Here is a 15315-nt window from a genome sequence, read left to right on the forward strand (position 1 = left end):
CTTATTTTTCAGGGTTTGTCCACTCATAAAAGTTTACAGAATCATACGATTCAAAGCCGCTGGCCGGATAGAGCTTGTTTCCGATGTCGTTGCTTTTTCCTGTTTCCAGCAAAATTCCAGAAGCGCCAGAAGTTTTGCAAAGGGTTTTGGATACTTCCAGCAATTCTTTTGAAAAACCATTTCCGCGGTAATTTTCATTGACAAACAAATCATTCAACAGCCAGTAACGCTTCATTCTTGTAGAAGAAAAAATAGGATACAGCTGTACAAAACCGACCAACTGATCTTCACGTTCAGCTACGAAAATTTCGGAGTCATTATTTTCAATTCTATCGCGAAGAAAATTTTCGGCTGCAGGAATGTCAGAAGATTTATGATAAAAAATTCTGTACTGATCAAACAGTTCCGACAGCTGACTTAAATCTGAAATTGTCGCTTTTCGGACCATTAAGAAAAAGCCTTTTCCAGATCCGCAATCAGATCATCCTTATCCTCAATTCCGACACTTAGACGAACCAAATCATCGGTAATGCCTAATTCTGCACGTTTGTCTTCAGGAATGGAAGCGTGGGTCATCAAGGCCGGATGATTGGCCAGCGATTCCACTCCACCCAAAGATTCAGCAAGCGTGAACACTTTCAGTTTTTCCAGAAAGCTGACTGCATCTTCTTTTTTGCCGGATTTGAAGGTAAATGAAACCATTCCACCGGGTTCTTTCATCTGTCGCTGTGCGAGTTCATATTGCGGATGGGATTCCAGGCCCGGATAAATCACTTTTTCCACCGCAGGATGATTTTCAAGATATTTTGCGACTTCCAGACCATTGTAGGAATGTCTTTGCATCCTTAAAGCGAGGGTCTTGATCCCTCTTAATACAAGGTAAGAATCGTGCGGACCGAGAATTCCGCCGCTTGCAAACTGAATAAAATGCAGTTTTTCCCCAAGTTCGGCTGTTTTTGCGATCAAAGCTCCTGCAATCACATCGGAATGTCCGCCAAGATATTTCGTAGCCGAATGCATCACAATATCTGCACCCAGATCCAGCGGAAGCTGGATATAAGGCGTTGCAAAAGTATTGTCTACCGCCACCAAAATGTCTTTTCCTTTTACCAGATCCGTTACTGCCTTGATGTCAACAAGTTTCATCAAAGGATTAGTAGGCGTTTCGAGCCAGATCAGTTTTGTTTTATCGTTGATTAAACCTGCAATCTTAGAAACATCATCAAAATTGACGAATGTAAATTTCAGCTGATATTTCTCGAATAATCTTGTGAACATTCTGTAGGTTCCACCGTATAAATCATCTACTGCGATCACTTCATCTCCGGGGTTCAACAATTTCAGGACACAGTCGATTGCCGCTAAACCGGAACCGAAAGCCAAACCTCTCGCGCCGTTTTCTATACTTGCAAAACTGTCTTCCAATGCCTGTCGTGTAGGATTTGCCGCTCTGGAATATTCATAACCGGAATGAACTCCGGGCGATTTCTGGGCAAAAGTCGACGTTAAAAATACGGGAACATTTACTGAACCTGTCGCAGGTTCGTGGTGCTGACCACCGTGTATTACTTTGGTATTGAAATTCATAATTTATGGCTTTATGCATTAGGCTTTAAGCAGATTTTTTCAGTGCTAAAACCTAAATACAATTGATGTTGATATTAAAAATTAACCTTTTACAAAAGCTTGTTGTTTATGGCCTAAAGCTTACGGCCTTGTTTACATTTTTATCGCTGATTTGTGTGCAAATTCTTCCGCAATTTCCTCTATCCACTGGGCAACGTCTTCTTCGCCGGTAGCCCGCTGGTACGTATTTGCCAGAGAAATAAAAATCTGGTGCAAAAACATTTTCATTTGGTCTACCGGCATTTCCTTGGTCCAAAGGTCAATGCGGAGTGCCTCCATCGTCTTGTCATCCCAAACGGAAATCATGGTGGCTTTTGTTTCCTGAGCTTCAATTCCGCCGTCTTCGGCATTCCACATCATTTTTTCAGGAACATGGTTTTCATCCAGTTCGATATCGATGGTAATTTGGGTCTTTCTCATAAAAAATAATTGGATAATGAGTTCAATTCAATGAACTCTTTAAATTAATTTTTGGGTTTGTAATGGCTTTTGGTAAAGATTTCCTGGTTGTTCATTTTCAGAAAATCGGTCAGTTTTGTGTCCGGATTTTCGGCAAAGAATTTTTTACAGATCTGCCATCCGGTATAAATGCCGATTTGTGGCGAAGATTCGCGGTCTGCATCCGTATAAAATTTTGAAAACGGGCCAGGCGCAATAAATCTGGAACTCAGGCGCGGATCATCATTAAAAATTAAATTATTCTCCACAAAATAAGTCCATACGTTGGTTTCATTCTGTTTCGCCCATTCGTACTGTTCTGTGGAATAGTTTATTTTAAGATGATCGGGAAGTTGCGGCAGAAAAGCATCGAGCAATGTCATAATTTTACCGTTGTAGATGATCTGATCAATAAATTTCTGGGAATCCTTATTGGCAGGCACCCAATGCTCAGCTAAAATCCCTGCAACTTTCGGCACAATGTTTTGAGGGTTCATGGATTTCTGATAATACAGTTCAAGTCCTTTGTAGTAGGAATTATTTTCTCCCATAAAACCGGTAACATCAATGAAGAGCATATTCTCTTTCTCTTTAAAGAAAATCGGATCCAATGCACCCTGCAGTGAGGAGGAATAAAGGAAAACTTTGGGCGCCTTAAATTCAGGGAAATAATACTGCACATGGGAAAACAACTGTGCCAAATCGGCATTCAGTTTCCCCTGATCAATTTTTGAAATGGCGGTTTTATAAATTTTGGCTTCTGTTGAATCCTTCCGCCTTACAATAAAATCTTCATCAGAAACGGTGCCCTGAAACCACGGATATTTCTGGGTGAAACTTTCCAGAGGAACGCTCTGGTCATAGAATTCTTTGGAAATATCGGTGATTTCCACTTTCTGCACCGGGCTTTCGATCTCGATTTTCCAGAGATTTTCGGAACTTTTTTTGCAGGAAGTGAGTCCGGAAAGGAAAGCCGCGGAAAACAATACATATCTAAAAAACTTCATTATTTTTACATCAAATTTTAAGGCACAAAAATAAGGAAAATTTTAGGGATAACTTATTCCAACCTCGTAAACTTTCAATTAAAAAAAGACATGCAGACAGATAAAATCATCAGTAAAATAGTAGACTGGCTGAAAAATTATGCCGAAACAGCAGGGGTTAAAGGTTATGTGGTGGGCGTCTCCGGCGGCGTAGATTCGGGAGTGGTCTCAACCCTTTGTGCGATGACGGGACTGAAAACACTTCTAATTGAAATGCCCATTCACCAGAAACAGGATCAGGTGAACCGCGCCTGGGAACATATCAATGACCTGAAATCAAAATTTCCGAATGTGGAAGCGGTTTCACTGAACCTTACTCCTGCCTTTGAAGAGCTGTACCGGTCCTTCAATGTAAATGATGAGGAATTTCCGGCAGAAAAACTTGCACTGGCCAATACAAGAGCGAGACTCAGAATGCTGACCCTGTATTATTTCGGACAGCTGAACGGGCTTCTGGTCTGCGGAACCGGCAACAAAGTAGAGGATTTCGGAATCGGTTTTTATACCAAATACGGCGACGGCGGTGTTGACGTTTCTCCGATTGCAGATCTTTATAAAACTGAAGTCTATAAACTTGCCAAAGCGCTGAATCTGGTGGAATCCATACAGAATGCCATTCCGACGGACGGGCTTTGGGACACGGAAAGAACAGATGAGCAGCAAATTGGCGCGACTTATCCGGAACTTGAAAAAATACAGAAAGAATGGGGAACCAAGGATGAATCAGATTATTCCGGCAGAGACCTCGAAGTGTATAAGATTTTTAAAAGAATGAACAAAGCCGCGCAGCATAAAATTCAGCCGATCCCGGTGTGCGACATTCCTGAAGAATGGCGGAATTAATAGCCTAAACCCTTCATAATTACTACCACACCTCAATCCAGAATTTAAGATTACCCATGAACAAAGATAAAATAAGACTCTTTCTGCTTTTTGTTATCGGGCTGCTTTCGGCTTTTCTGCTCATGCACCTTTTCAGTAACAATGAAGCGGAAAAAAACACAGCTTCAGACTCGAAAAACATAGAGATAACTACCGGTCAGCAACCAAATATTTCAGAAAAAACTGCTTTTTCAGGAAATATTGCTGAACTGACTGCTGAAAACACCGTTATTAATCATGTGAAAGTCCACAAAAAACTTCCTAATTATTACATGACGAAAACAGAAGCACGAAATAAGGGTTGGATAGCCTCTGAAGGAAATTTATGTAATGTTTTGCCGGGCCGTGCTATTGGCGGCGATACCTTCAGCAACCGCGAAAAGCACCTGCCAAAAGGAGAACAGTATTTTGAAGCCGATGTGAATTACCATTGTGGCAGCCGGAATGCAGACCGCATCATTTTCACCAAAAACGGAGACGTCTGGCTTTCCAAAGATCATTACAGAAGTTTTGAAAAGCAGTAGATGGAGATTTCAGACGTTAGATGTTAGATGTTAGATGTTAGATGTTAGATGTTAGATGTTAGATAAAAAATAATGATTTTAGAATAAATACAAAGAAAATACGATGAAAACAATACATATCGACTTTACCGACCTCGGGGATTATGAAGATTTCTATGCCCAACTGAAGGAAAAAATCACGCTTCCGGAATTTTTCGGTGACAATCTGGATGCGCTGACTGATTTTATCACCGGCTTTGCAGAACTTCCGCTTCATCTGGAGTTTGTGAATATGAGCGTGGATCAACTCGAAACGTTTGAAGATCTGCTCCTGACTCTGGAAGATACAGAAGAAGAAACGGAAGGCTTTACTTTTGCCTATTTTCTGGAACAGTATGAGGATGAAGAAGGAGAAGGAGAAGGAGAAGAAAATAAAGAAAAATAACCGCTTCCGCGGTTATTTTTTTTTATCTGACGAAACTCTGCACCATCCAGTGATTGGGATGTTCTTTCAAAAGTTTTTCCTTCAGTTTTATATTGTTTTCCTTATTCAGGTAATATTTGTACACGTTCAGCGGAATGGAATCTGGATACCTTTTTAAAGACAGATCGATGTTGTTTTTTGCTGCTTCATAATTTCCTGAAGAAATCAGTGATTCCGCCATAAAAACAGCCACGATTTTTGGAAGATTATCTAAAGAGTAGATCGATTCGCCTGCCAAAAGCTTCACGAGATTGAGCTGATATTCAGCATCAGGCTTTTTACCGTTTACTGAATTTTCAGCGATATAAGTCTGGTATTTTTTATAAAGATAAAGTACCTGTTGGTTCGGAACATTACTCTCATTCAGCAGCCGGTCATATTCCTTCGCCGTTCTGTCGGACAAAATTCCCGCATCTGACTGCAAAGTTTCGTCATACATCGCATTCAGAACATTCAGAACACTTTTATTTTTAGGATCAATTTTCACATTTTTTTTGAAAAGCATGAAATCTTTCAACGTCTTTTCGTAGTTTGTATCACCCTGTGCAGAGAATAACTGCGCGGCGATGAGGAATATAAAACTCAGTATTATTTTCTTCATTGTTTCCGCTTATTTTCCCAAAACTTCCACAATCGGGTTGCCGATATTCCCGCTTGGGAACTGGATTTTCAGCAGTGACGATAAAGTGGGTGCAATATCAGTCATGTTGTAGTCTTTGTTGCTCTCGCCGTTTTTGATTCCCCAACCCATAAAAATCAGCGGAATGTGGGAGTCATAAGAATTCCAGACGCTATGTGTTGTTCCTGTCTTTGAATACGGCGGAAGCATGGAATCATGCGAGATCAGTTGGATATCGCCGCTGCGCTGCCAGTTGTAGCCATTAATGACTCTTGTTTTCAATGGTTCCGGAATGGGTGCCTCTCCTACTTTTTTAAGATTTACGGCAAACAGAACGGTTTGGTCTTTATTAAGTTCATCCACCAGATAATCTGCGACTTCTGTGGAATTGAGATTATTGGCTTTCATGTAATTCTGGTCCAGATAAATCTGATAATTATCGATTCCCATGACGAGCTTGTCGTATTTGTATTTCGTATTAAGCAATGTGTTCAATGTTTTTTCTGCATTTTCGCCGAAGAAACCGGTAGCCATTTTATGCGCTTCCATAAAACCTTCAGCATGAGCGCCGCCATGATCTGCAGACAGAAAAACCGTGTACTGATCTTTTCCGATTTTTGCATCCAGATATTTGAAAAAATCTGCCAAATCCCGGTCGAGTCTTAAATACACATCTTCGACCTCAATGGAATTCGGACCGAATTTGTGACCTGCATAATCTGTTGAAGCCAGATTTACGGCGAGAAAATCGGTGATCTGATCTTTTCCTAGATCTTCTCCTTCAATGGAAGCTTCTGCCAGTTTTAAAGTTAAAGTATTTCCGAACGGTGTGTATCGGATATTGTCTTTTTTCGTCTGATAATCCTTCGCCAAATTGCTGTACGGGAAAGTTGGCGTTACCGCACTTCCCAAAAGCCCTTCCCACGATGAATTATCCGGCGAACTTTCGGTGTATTCACTGATTGGGAGCAAGGTGTTCCAGCCGTTTGCCACAAGTTTTTCCGGTAAATTCTGAGCATTGAAGTTTTTCATCCACTGCGGAAGATCTTTCATATAGTAAGAACTCGTTACAAAATTTCCGTTTGAATCGTCAAACCAGTAGGCACCGTTCGGATTATGTCCCGCTGGAAGGATGGAAGCCCGGTCTTTCAAAGAAACGCCAACGACTTTTGCCTGAAAATTCGTAGCGAGACGAAGTTCATCGGTAACCGTGGTAGACCACAGATTTTTCGGGGAGTGACTTCCTACTTTGGTGTTCGTGGTTCCGACCGGCTGCACGCTTTCATCGGTCGTACAGTACACATTTTTTCCGGTGGTTCTGTCGGTCCAGTCGTTGCCGGCAATTCCGTGGATCGCAGGAACTGAACCTGTGTAAATTGAAGTATGCCCCAACGCGGTAACGGTAGGAACATAGTTGATATGGACATTATTCAGCGAATAGCCTTTGTTTAAAAGTCTTTTGAAACCATCTTCACCATATTTTCCGTAAAAGCGGTACAGATAATCCCAACGCATCTGATCTACAACGAGACCGACCACAAGTTTCGGTCTTGCGAGTTGGGTATTTTTAATTTTCTGGGCATTCAGGGACAATGCTGAAAGTGCCACCAGTCCTATAATGTGAAATTTTCTGAACATCTTCTGTTGTTATTTTAGAGGAAATCTTGAGAGGACAAATTTAAGGGTTTTAAATTTCCGAGCGTATTAATTTTGTGTGAATGATGAAGACGAGAGATAGACAGAAACGAACTTATAGCCCCGATTGTAATAAAAGATTGTAATGAAAAGCGGGACCGCACACCGAAAAGCACCTGAACGTGTTGCTCCAAAAAAAAAGACGCGCCTAAAAGGCGCGTCCTGATAACCCCGGAAAATTATTAGAATTTTAAATCTCCGTTTACTTCTCTCACTGCTTTTGCAGCGGTTGCAAACTTTTCTTTTTCTTCGTCAGTTAAACTGATCTCAACAATTTTTTCAACACCGTTTTTACCGATTATTGCAGGAACACCCAAGCAGATATCGTTTTCGCCATATTCTCCGTCCAACATCAGTGAACACGGAATCATTTTTTTCTGGTCGCAGATAATGGACTGTACCAAAACCGAAACAGCAGCTCCGGGAGCATACCATGCGGAAGTTCCCAGTAATTTGGTTAAAGTCGCGCCTCCAACTTTGGTTTCTTCCTCAACAAACGCCTGTTTTTCGGCGTTCAGGAATTCAGAAACAGGAACACCATTTCTTGTCGCTTTGCTCATTAACGGAAGCATTCCGGTGTCGCTGTGTGCAGCGATTACCATCCCGTCAACATCTGAAATCGGGCAATCCAGTGCTTCGGCCAATCTGTATTTGAAACGTGCAGAATCTAAAGCGCCGCCCATTCCGATGATTTTACTTTTTGGAAGTCCGGAAGTTTTGTGAACCAGATAAGCCATTGTATCCATCGGGTTTGAAACCACGATGATGATAACGTCCGGGGAATGTTTTACCAGATTAGCAGTCACTTCTTTAACGATTCCTGCGTTGATGCCGATGAGTTCTTCTCTCGTCATTCCCGGTTTTCTCGGGATTCCGGAAGTGATCACGGCTACTTTGGAGCCTGCAGTTTTGCTGTAATCGCCGGTTGTTCCGGAGATTTTGGTATCAAAACCATTCAGTGAAGCAGTCTGCATCAGGTCCATTGCCTTACCTTCGGCAAAACCTTCTTTGATGTCTACTAAAACTACTTCTGAGGCGAAATTTTTCATCGCAATGTATTCGGCGCAACTTGCGCCAACTGCTCCTGCTCCTACAACGGTTACTTTCATATTGATTTTTTTATTGTTTCAGATTTTTCCGGATGCCTCCGGAGGGAGCACAAATTTAAGAAATATTGAAGTGTTGGGCAATTTTTGGAATTACGATTTCCGGAATTATTTAAATAATTTCTGACATTTCAAGCAGACATAGGTTTTACGGTTCACTTTCCCCATCTCCTCTACCAAAAGTAAACTTTTGTCTTTCGGGCAGTTTTTTTTACCGTAAATCAATGCCTCTTCCTTTACGGTATCGTTTTTCAGGAGATCCAGAAACTCGTACGCGTAATTCACCACGGTTTCAATGAGATAAACCAGCTTTTTTTCAGGAATGTCTTTCACCAGACTGTCGGGATGAATTTTAGAGCGATACAGCGCTTCGATGCGGATGATATTGCCGACGCCCGTAAAAAGTTCCTGGTCCAGCAGCACGTCGCCGATCATTTTACCGGCAAAATCTTCCTGAAGTGTTTTGAGGACGAACTCGCCGTCGAATTGCTTCTTCAGGATATCGGTCTTGAAATTGTAAAAGTCCTTTGGTTTTCCTTTGTGAAACTGGGTTTTCGTAACGTAAAAATTAATTTCGGCGTCCGCAAGATGCAAAGCGAAACTCGCATTCACTTTCTTGCGCTTGTTAATAAGCATGCTGCCGAAAAGTCCCAGATGAACGCTTACAAAAAAATCCTTGAAGACAAAAAGCAGGTTTTTTCCGAAACTGTCAATTTCCAGAAGCTCCACCTTTTCAATAGCAGATTTGTCCATTTCACCGTAGCCCGAAGCTTCGGTAACGGTTTTGCCTTTATAGCGCTGGAGTTTGGTTTTCAGAGCGACGATTGAGGGTCCTTCCGGCATTTTTCTGTTTTTTTTATTATTTTTTCAGTTGATTCAGCGACTGACGGGTCGCGATCGATTTATTATAGATGTTCTGGCGGATTTTCTGCATCCTTCCGATCGGCTGAAGGATTTCTGCATTTTCAAAAGGGTTAAAAGACAGATTTTCGTAATCCATCGTCTCGTAACGCGAAATATCCTGTTTTGGCAGGACGATTGTTCCGACCGTGATGAATTTCGAGTGTTTTTCTTTCCAGTTTTTCAGCAGATTGTTTACCGGCGTTTTTCTTTCACTGATTCCGACCTGTACCTGAAAATCCAGTGACAGTTCGTGGGTCAGGAAATATTCTTTCAACGACTTTGTTTGGTCAGCATTTGCTTCTTTCAGTTTTTTCTGAATAAAATGAGGTTTCATACGGATCTTTACCACTTTTTCATCAAGCCGGAAACAGCCGACAGAATGGAAATCATATGCAGAAATAAACTGTTTTTCAATATCCAGCACTTTCATCATATTGTTCAGGATCGAAAGGATCTGCCGGTCGAAAAACAAACTAAAACCTGCTTTTAATAGTCCGGGAATCTTAAAGATGGCCAAGGGTAAAAATTTACCGGCCGCAATAAAAAACTGGTTCGCTTTGATGTGGATTTTCAGGAATTTTGAAACGGAATTCGTTACAAAGACCGGCAGATTCACCAACGGAAATTTTGCGCTTACCGGAACATCTCTGTTAAAAATCTTTACTGAACAGCCGTAAATCGGGTATTCGCCGCCGCCTTTTGTCACAAAGAAATTCGGATGTGAATAGCGGATAATGACGCCCAAATCATCACCGTTCAGAAGTTTTGAGAAATCTGCCGCATCATTTTCCACCGTCATAAAACTGCCGCGTACAAAACCGAACGCTTTTGCATGGGCATTCCGCGTGGCGATTTTTTTTCTGTTCAGTTTATGCGAAACCGTGACGGCTTTTTCCACAAGCTGAACGTCTTCTTCCAGGAGGATTTCTTCTTCTGCCGTCAGTTCATCAAATTTTGGGGAATAGCGTAAAAAAGTTTTCATATCAAGTTTTTAAGGAAGAAGCCATCAAATCTGAAACCAATTCCTATTTCTCCTCTTCAAAATAAAGGCGGTAATATTTTCCTTTTTCGTCCTGCCCTGTTTCAATCATTTTTCGGTCGCCGTGCACGTAAATATGGAAGTTTTTGTCGAGTTTAATGACGCTTTTGAAGCCGCGGCTCTGTTTTTTTACCGCCGCTTCGTTGATGGCAAAATCTTCGGAAATGGAAATCTGCATTTCCTGTTCGTAGTCTGACTTGAAATTGCTGAAACTTTCGATGACATTTTTGTCTTCCAGGACTTCATTAGTGAATTCATCAAAGTCGAAGGTCTCCTTTTCCTTGAAAAAGGTGATGGATTTATTCAAAAAATCTGCCTGATCGGCTTTTGTGGTTTCAAATTCCTGCGGAAGCTGTTTCGTAATGAAATCCTTGTACACAGAAAGCGTTTCCTGAGTGTGGAAATATTCATCATCGCGCTGTTTTACTTTCAGGAAATCCTCGAACCAGTAGTACATATCGCCGTTCTTGTTATTGTCGACGACTGAAACTGCATAACCGGTTTCCTTGCTGCTGTTGTAAATCAACGCCCCTTTGTCGAGTTTTGAAAGGCCGATTCCGTAATCTTTTTCAATTTCGAAGGCTTCGTTTTTCGGAAAAATCTTGAGGAAAGGGTTCTTGCTTTCGGTTTTGAATATCCCGATCGAATCGATTTTATTGCCGTCGGCATTTTCTTCCCCTTCAAAATACACGATGAAGAGTTCGCCGCTTTGCACGCGGGGATTTTCAGCAATATCGTACAGATGTTGCGCGATGTTCTCGGCTTCGTAAACAAATTTGGCCCTGTCTTCAAAAATCTCCGAAACTGAGCTGTAAACAGGATTATTCACCAGATAGGTGTCGCTGTAAAAGCGAAACTGCTCTTCGGATTTAAATGATTTCAGGAAAAAATCTTCCAGAAGTTCCTTCATTTCCTCTTCCAACTGCAGTTCTTCCTGAGAGAGGATTAGTGATTCCTGATTGATTCTGTTTCCGACTTTATGAACGATTATTTTTGAGAGCATGGATGAATTTTGAAAGTGCGAAGATAATTTTTTCTTTATAATTGTATCGATGGTGGGCTGTACTAATTTGTATTTTATTTCCTGTTTGAGAATGATATTATTTACTACCATAATAATTGATTTCATCCTGGTTATATTTAATCGCTTTGCTTCGTTCTAAGTAATAAGGGTATTGTTATAGGAAATACCTTTTTAAAAACGACGCATATCATTCTGACTACACTTTGGTTTCTCTTTATGATGGAGATGGACTCCGTAAAACCATTTTTTTAGGTTTCTTCACTGCACGATTCTTCGTTGAGAAATCCGGAGATTCGACGTAGTCAATGACAGGGACAGTCCTTTATAATGGGTACCGTTTTAAAATACAAATAAAAAATATGCACGCTTTTTGATGTGTGCAACACTCCACAACAAAAACAACACTATGAGAGCGATCTGGAATGGGGCCCTGGGATTCGGGCTGGTTAATATCCCCATTAAACTGTATTCTGCAAGCGAAGAAAGCAATCTGGATCTGGATATGCTCGACAAGTCCGATCACAGCAATATCAAGTTCAAACGCGTGAACGAGAAATCGGGCAAGGAAGTGACCTTCGCGAATATTGTGAAAGGCTATAAACTCGAAGACGAATATGTGGTGCTCGACAAAGCGGATTTCGAAGCCGTGAGCCCTGAAAAATCCAAGATCCTCTCCATCCGTCAGTTTGTGAGCCACGACGAGATCGACCCAGCCTATTTTGAAAACCCCTACTTCCTGGAACCCCAGAAAAACGGAGAAGACGCCTACCGGCTTCTGCTTAAAGCCCTTATTAAGACGAAGATGGCCGGAATCGGGACCTTTATCCTGAGGGAAAAGGAAATCCTCTGCCTCGTGCGGCCATACGAAGACAAAGTCCTGATGGTGAACCGCATGCGTTTCCCGGAAGAGATCCGCAGCTTTGAAGACCTTAAACTGCCTTCGAACAAAAAACCGAACGAAGACGAGATGAAAATGGCCGAATCGCTCATCAAGCAGCTGGCCACAACCTTCGACCCGAAGAAATATGAAGACCATTATGCGGAGGACCTGCTGAAGATCATCCATGCCAAAGCAAAAGGCGAAACCGTAAAACCGTCGACTCCGGAAGAGAAAGCCGGCAAAGCCAAAGACCTTATGGCGCTGCTGAAAGCGAGTCTGGAGGGCGGGAAGAAGGAAGCGGGGTGAAGGTAGAGTCAAGATATCAGATATTAGAGGTTAGAGGTTAGAGGTTAGAAAAGATCCTATAAGAAATAAAGCCGCAATTCATTACCACAATAACTCATCATTACATTCACCTATGCCATTAGAAGAATACAACAAAAAACGCGATTTTAAACAGACTTCCGAGCCTGCGGGTGAGGAAAAAAGTTCGAAAGGGAAACTGAAATTTGTCGTTCAGCGCCATGCGGCTTCCCATCTGCATTATGACTTTCGCCTCGAAATGGAAGGCGTGCTGAAAAGCTGGGCCGTGCCGAAAGGGCCTTCTCTTAATCCGGCCGACAAGAGGCTGGCGATGATGGTGGAAGACCACCCTTTTTCGTACCGCACCTTTGAAGGCAGCATTCCGGAAGGAAACTACGGCGCCGGGGAAGTCGAGATCTGGGACGAAGGCACCTATGAACCGCTGGAAAAAACAGAGGGCAAAAGCGACGACCTCATTATGCGGGCCGAACTCCATAAAGAATCTTTGAAATTCAGGCTGCACGGTAAGAAGCTGAAAGGGGAATTTGCGCTGGTAAAGATCAAGAACAATACGGAAGGCAACGCCTGGCTGCTCATCAAGCATAAGGATGAATATGCCACCGATTCCTACGACGCCGAAGAAAATACAGACCCCGATTCCAAAGTAAGTGCTTATCTCGAAGAAAAAAGCGGTAAAAAAAAAGCCCTAAAATCTCGGAAATAAAGGGGTATCGAAACCATGCGCCGGCCCTTACGGGAAGCAAGAAACTGAGCAGCTTCATCGTCCCGATGCTCTGTCAGACCAAAGAAGAACCTTTCGACAGCAAAGACTGGGCGTTCGAGATCAAGTGGGACGGCTACCGCGCCATTGCCGACCTGAGAAAGGAGGTCCTGCTCTATTCCCGAAACGGACTGGACTTCGGCGGGAAGTTCAAAAAAATTGCGAACCAGCTGAAGTTTCAGGACCATGAAATGATCCTCGACGGGGAGGTTGTTGCGTACGACAGTGACGGAAAACCAAATTTCCAGTGGCTTCAGAATATCGCCGAACACCCGAAGGCCATGCTCATCTTTCAGGTCTTCGACCTGCTTTGGCTGAACGGACATTCCACCGCAGACCTTTCTTATCTTCAGCGCAAGGAGCTCCTCAAAAACGCCCTGACGGAATCGGATCATATCAAATACAGCGACCATGTGCTGGAAAAAGGCAAAGATTTCTTCCGACTGGCCGAAAACATGGGCCTTGAAGGCATTGTGGCGAAAAAGACCGAGAGTACGTACAGTCCGGGGGTCAGGACTTCAGATTGGGTGAAGATCAAAAGCCAGCAGACCGAAGAGGTCATCATCTGCGGCTTTACCGAACCGAAAGGTTCGCGGGAGAAATTCGGGTCTCTTATTCTCGGGAGGTACGAAGGCGAGGAACTCGTGTTCTGCGGACATACCGGAACGGGATTCAATGCCGCCAAGCTGAAGGAGATCCATGCGAGGCTTGAACCGCTCATTATTGATGAACCGCTGTTCGCCTCGATGCCAAAAACCAATGCGAAAGCCACGTGGGTAAAGCCCGAAGTGGTGGCCGAGATCAAATTCACCGAACTCACGAAAGACCATATCTTCCGCCATCCCGTTTTTCTGAGACTGCGCGATGACATCAATCCGAAAGACCTCCGTTTTTCTGAGGAAGAAAAAAACGAGAAAACCGAAGAGAACATCCCATTAAAACCTTTAAAAACCTCCGTCATGGAAAGAGAAAACGAAACCTCACTGACCCTGAACAAGCAGAAGGTCAAACTCACGAACCAGAACAAGCTTTATTACCCGAAAGACGGTGTAACGAAAGGAGATGTGATCGCCTATTACCAGTCGGTGGCGGATTTCATCCTGCCCCATCTGAAGAACCGGCCGCAGTCGCTGAACCGTTTCCCGAACGGCATCGACGGCATGAGTTTTTACCAGAAAGACGCATCCGACGATACTCCGGCGTGGCTCGAGACCGAAAAAGTGTTTTCCGAAAGCAACGAGAAATACATCAATTACCTCATCTGCAACGACCGGGCGGCTTTGGCTTATCTCAACAACCTTGGCTGCATTGAAATGAATGTGTGGACGAGCAATATCAAGACGCTCGACAAACCGGATTATCTCGTGCTCGATCTGGATCCTTCCGACAACAATACGTTTGAGGATGTGATCACCACGGCCAAAATGGTGAAAGAGATTCTGGACACAGGAAATATCGACGGGTACTGCAAAACCTCCGGAAGTTCAGGAATCCACATCTACATCCCGATGGGGGCGAAATACACCTTTGACCAGGTGAAGGATTTCGGGCATGTGCTGATGCAGATGGTGCAGAAAAAACTGCCGGAAATCACGACCCTCGAGCGCAGCCTTCAGAAACGCGACAAAGACAAGATCTACCTCGATTACCTGCAGAACCGCCGCGGACAGACGCTGGCGAGTGTATACAGCATGCGGCCGAAAAACGGCGCGCCGGTCTCGATGCCGATTGAATGGAAGGAACTGAAAAAAGGCCTTAAACCCACTGATTTTAATATTGAGAACGCCCTTGAACGCATGGAAAAAAACGGCGACCTCTTCAAGCCCGTCCTCGGCAAAGGCATTGATATGCTGAAGGCCATTGAGAAGCTGGGCGTGGAGGAATGATGGATCATAATTCTGGATTGTGGATGATGGATGATGGGAGGTTTTAAGCTGTAAGCAGTACGCTGTATGCAATAAGATTTTAATGAGGAGTTTAGTCTGT

At 43.1% G+C, this 15315-nt stretch carries 16 protein-coding genes; 6 read left to right on the plus strand and 10 right to left on the minus strand.

The features are described 5' to 3' along the window. Nucleotide 1: 1 nt before the first annotated feature. The 4 genes from FUA25_RS11465 to FUA25_RS11480 all read right to left on the minus strand — a co-directional run bounded on the left by FUA25_RS11465 (nt 2) and on the right by FUA25_RS11480 (nt 3071). Nucleotides 2-448 carry a GNAT family N-acetyltransferase gene (locus FUA25_RS11465; RefSeq protein WP_147757063.1) on the minus strand — a complete coding sequence of 149 codons (447 nt, stop codon included), beginning with the start codon at nt 446-448 and terminating at the stop codon, nt 2-4. Beyond that, nucleotides 448-1587 carry a cystathionine gamma-synthase gene (locus tag FUA25_RS11470; RefSeq protein ID WP_147757064.1) on the minus strand — a complete coding sequence of 380 codons (1140 nt, stop codon included), beginning with the start codon at nt 1585-1587 and terminating at the stop codon, nt 448-450. Before FUA25_RS11470 ends, FUA25_RS11465 begins: the two co-directional genes overlap by 1 nt. Nucleotides 1588-1719: 132 nt before the next feature. Continuing rightward, a complete protein-coding gene (gldC, locus tag FUA25_RS11475; protein ID WP_147757065.1) occupies nt 1720-2046 on the minus strand; it encodes a gliding motility protein GldC in 327 nt (108 codons plus the stop codon). Nucleotides 2047-2090: 44 nt separating this feature from the next. Further along, nucleotides 2091-3071 (minus strand): gliding motility protein GldB, encoded by a 981-nt coding sequence (locus FUA25_RS11480; protein WP_147757066.1) that lies wholly within the window; start codon nt 3069-3071, stop codon nt 2091-2093. 90 nt (nt 3072-3161) lie between these two features. Between FUA25_RS11480 and nadE the strand changes: the two genes are divergently transcribed. The 3 genes from nadE to FUA25_RS11495 all read left to right on the plus strand — a co-directional run bounded on the left by nadE (nt 3162) and on the right by FUA25_RS11495 (nt 4940). Next, the gene (nadE, locus tag FUA25_RS11485; RefSeq protein ID WP_147757067.1) at nt 3162-3953 is read left to right on the plus strand and encodes an NAD(+) synthase; all 792 of its coding nucleotides are present in this window, start codon (nt 3162-3164) and stop codon (nt 3951-3953) included. 56 nt (nt 3954-4009) lie between these two features. Next, nucleotides 4010-4516 carry a ribonuclease domain-containing protein gene (locus FUA25_RS11490; protein ID WP_147757068.1) on the plus strand — a complete coding sequence of 169 codons (507 nt, stop codon included), beginning with the start codon at nt 4010-4012 and terminating at the stop codon, nt 4514-4516. Nucleotides 4517-4619: 103 nt separating this feature from the next. After that, a complete protein-coding gene (locus FUA25_RS11495; RefSeq protein ID WP_147757069.1) occupies nt 4620-4940 on the plus strand; it encodes a barstar family protein in 321 nt (106 codons plus the stop codon). Between the two features lie 22 nt (nt 4941-4962). On the opposite strand, the gene FUA25_RS11500 is transcribed toward FUA25_RS11495, so the two are convergent. The 6 genes from FUA25_RS11500 to FUA25_RS11525 form a co-directional block, all read right to left on the minus strand. Next, nucleotides 4963-5580, minus strand: coding sequence for a hypothetical protein (locus tag FUA25_RS11500; RefSeq protein ID WP_147757070.1), 618 nt, complete (start codon nt 5578-5580; stop codon nt 4963-4965). 9 nt (nt 5581-5589) lie between these two features. After that, nucleotides 5590-7236 (minus strand): alkaline phosphatase PafA, encoded by a 1647-nt coding sequence (gene pafA, locus FUA25_RS11505; protein WP_147757071.1) that lies wholly within the window; start codon nt 7234-7236, stop codon nt 5590-5592. Nucleotides 7237-7475: 239 nt separating this feature from the next. Further along, nucleotides 7476-8402, minus strand: a complete 927-nt coding sequence (locus FUA25_RS11510; RefSeq protein WP_147757072.1) for a malate dehydrogenase — start codon at nt 8400-8402, stop codon at nt 7476-7478. 105 nt (nt 8403-8507) lie between these two features. Then, nucleotides 8508-9242: a hypothetical protein gene (locus FUA25_RS11515; RefSeq protein WP_147757073.1), complete on the minus strand. Its 735-nt coding sequence runs from the start codon at nt 9240-9242 to the stop codon at nt 8508-8510. A 16-nt stretch (nt 9243-9258) separates the two neighbouring features. Further along, on the minus strand, nt 9259-10284 hold the full coding sequence (locus FUA25_RS11520; protein ID WP_147757074.1) for a hypothetical protein: 1026 nt from the start codon (nt 10282-10284) through the stop codon (nt 9259-9261). Nucleotides 10285-10327: 43 nt separating this feature from the next. After that, entirely contained in the window at nt 10328-11344 is a 1017-nt protein-coding gene (locus tag FUA25_RS11525) for a nucleoid-associated protein (protein ID WP_147757377.1), read from the minus strand. A gap of 427 nt (nt 11345-11771) precedes the next feature. Here FUA25_RS11525 and FUA25_RS11530 point away from each other — a divergent pair, with 427 nt between their 5' ends. The 3 genes from FUA25_RS11530 (at nt 11772) to ligD (ending at nt 15215) form a co-directional block, all read left to right on the plus strand. Further along, on the plus strand, nt 11772-12551 hold the full coding sequence (locus FUA25_RS11530; protein WP_147757075.1) for a Ku protein: 780 nt from the start codon (nt 11772-11774) through the stop codon (nt 12549-12551). A 112-nt stretch (nt 12552-12663) separates the two neighbouring features. Further along, the gene (locus tag FUA25_RS11535) at nt 12664-13272 is read left to right on the plus strand and encodes a DNA polymerase ligase N-terminal domain-containing protein (protein WP_147757076.1); all 609 of its coding nucleotides are present in this window, start codon (nt 12664-12666) and stop codon (nt 13270-13272) included. A 65-nt stretch (nt 13273-13337) separates the two neighbouring features. After that, a complete protein-coding gene (gene ligD / locus FUA25_RS11540; protein WP_147757077.1) occupies nt 13338-15215 on the plus strand; it encodes a DNA ligase D in 1878 nt (625 codons plus the stop codon). Nucleotides 15216-15315 lie beyond the last annotated feature (100 nt).

Source organism: Chryseobacterium sp., from assembly GCF_008014695.1.
Lineage (GTDB): Bacteria > Bacteroidota > Bacteroidia > Flavobacteriales > Weeksellaceae > Kaistella.

Bases quoted from the DNA above. Each gene is read 5' to 3' on its own strand.
- FUA25_RS11465 (WP_147757063.1), bottom strand. From the start codon at position 448: ATGGTCCGAAAAGCGACAATTTCAGATTTAAGTCAGCTGTCGGAACTG.
- FUA25_RS11470 (WP_147757064.1), bottom strand. From the start codon at position 1,587: ATGAATTTCAATACCAAAGTAATACACGGTGGTCAGCACCACGAACCT.
- gldC (WP_147757065.1), bottom strand. From the start codon at position 2,046: ATGAGAAAGACCCAAATTACCATCGATATCGAACTGGATGAAAACCAT.
- FUA25_RS11480 (WP_147757066.1), bottom strand. From the start codon at position 3,071: ATGAAGTTTTTTAGATATGTATTGTTTTCCGCGGCTTTCCTTTCCGGA.
- nadE (WP_147757067.1), top strand. From the start codon at position 3,162: ATGCAGACAGATAAAATCATCAGTAAAATAGTAGACTGGCTGAAAAAT.
- FUA25_RS11490 (WP_147757068.1), top strand. From the start codon at position 4,010: ATGAACAAAGATAAAATAAGACTCTTTCTGCTTTTTGTTATCGGGCTG.
- FUA25_RS11495 (WP_147757069.1), top strand. From the start codon at position 4,620: ATGAAAACAATACATATCGACTTTACCGACCTCGGGGATTATGAAGAT.
- FUA25_RS11500 (WP_147757070.1), bottom strand. From the start codon at position 5,580: ATGAAGAAAATAATACTGAGTTTTATATTCCTCATCGCCGCGCAGTTA.
- pafA (WP_147757071.1), bottom strand. From the start codon at position 7,236: ATGTTCAGAAAATTTCACATTATAGGACTGGTGGCACTTTCAGCATTG.
- FUA25_RS11510 (WP_147757072.1), bottom strand. From the start codon at position 8,402: ATGAAAGTAACCGTTGTAGGAGCAGGAGCAGTTGGCGCAAGTTGCGCC.
- FUA25_RS11515 (WP_147757073.1), bottom strand. From the start codon at position 9,242: ATGCCGGAAGGACCCTCAATCGTCGCTCTGAAAACCAAACTCCAGCGC.
- FUA25_RS11520 (WP_147757074.1), bottom strand. From the start codon at position 10,284: ATGAAAACTTTTTTACGCTATTCCCCAAAATTTGATGAACTGACGGCA.
- FUA25_RS11525 (WP_147757377.1), bottom strand. From the start codon at position 11,344: ATGCTCTCAAAAATAATCGTTCATAAAGTCGGAAACAGAATCAATCAG.
- FUA25_RS11530 (WP_147757075.1), top strand. From the start codon at position 11,772: ATGAGAGCGATCTGGAATGGGGCCCTGGGATTCGGGCTGGTTAATATC.
- FUA25_RS11535 (WP_147757076.1), top strand. From the start codon at position 12,664: ATGCCATTAGAAGAATACAACAAAAAACGCGATTTTAAACAGACTTCC.
- ligD (WP_147757077.1), top strand. From the start codon at position 13,338: ATGCTCTGTCAGACCAAAGAAGAACCTTTCGACAGCAAAGACTGGGCG.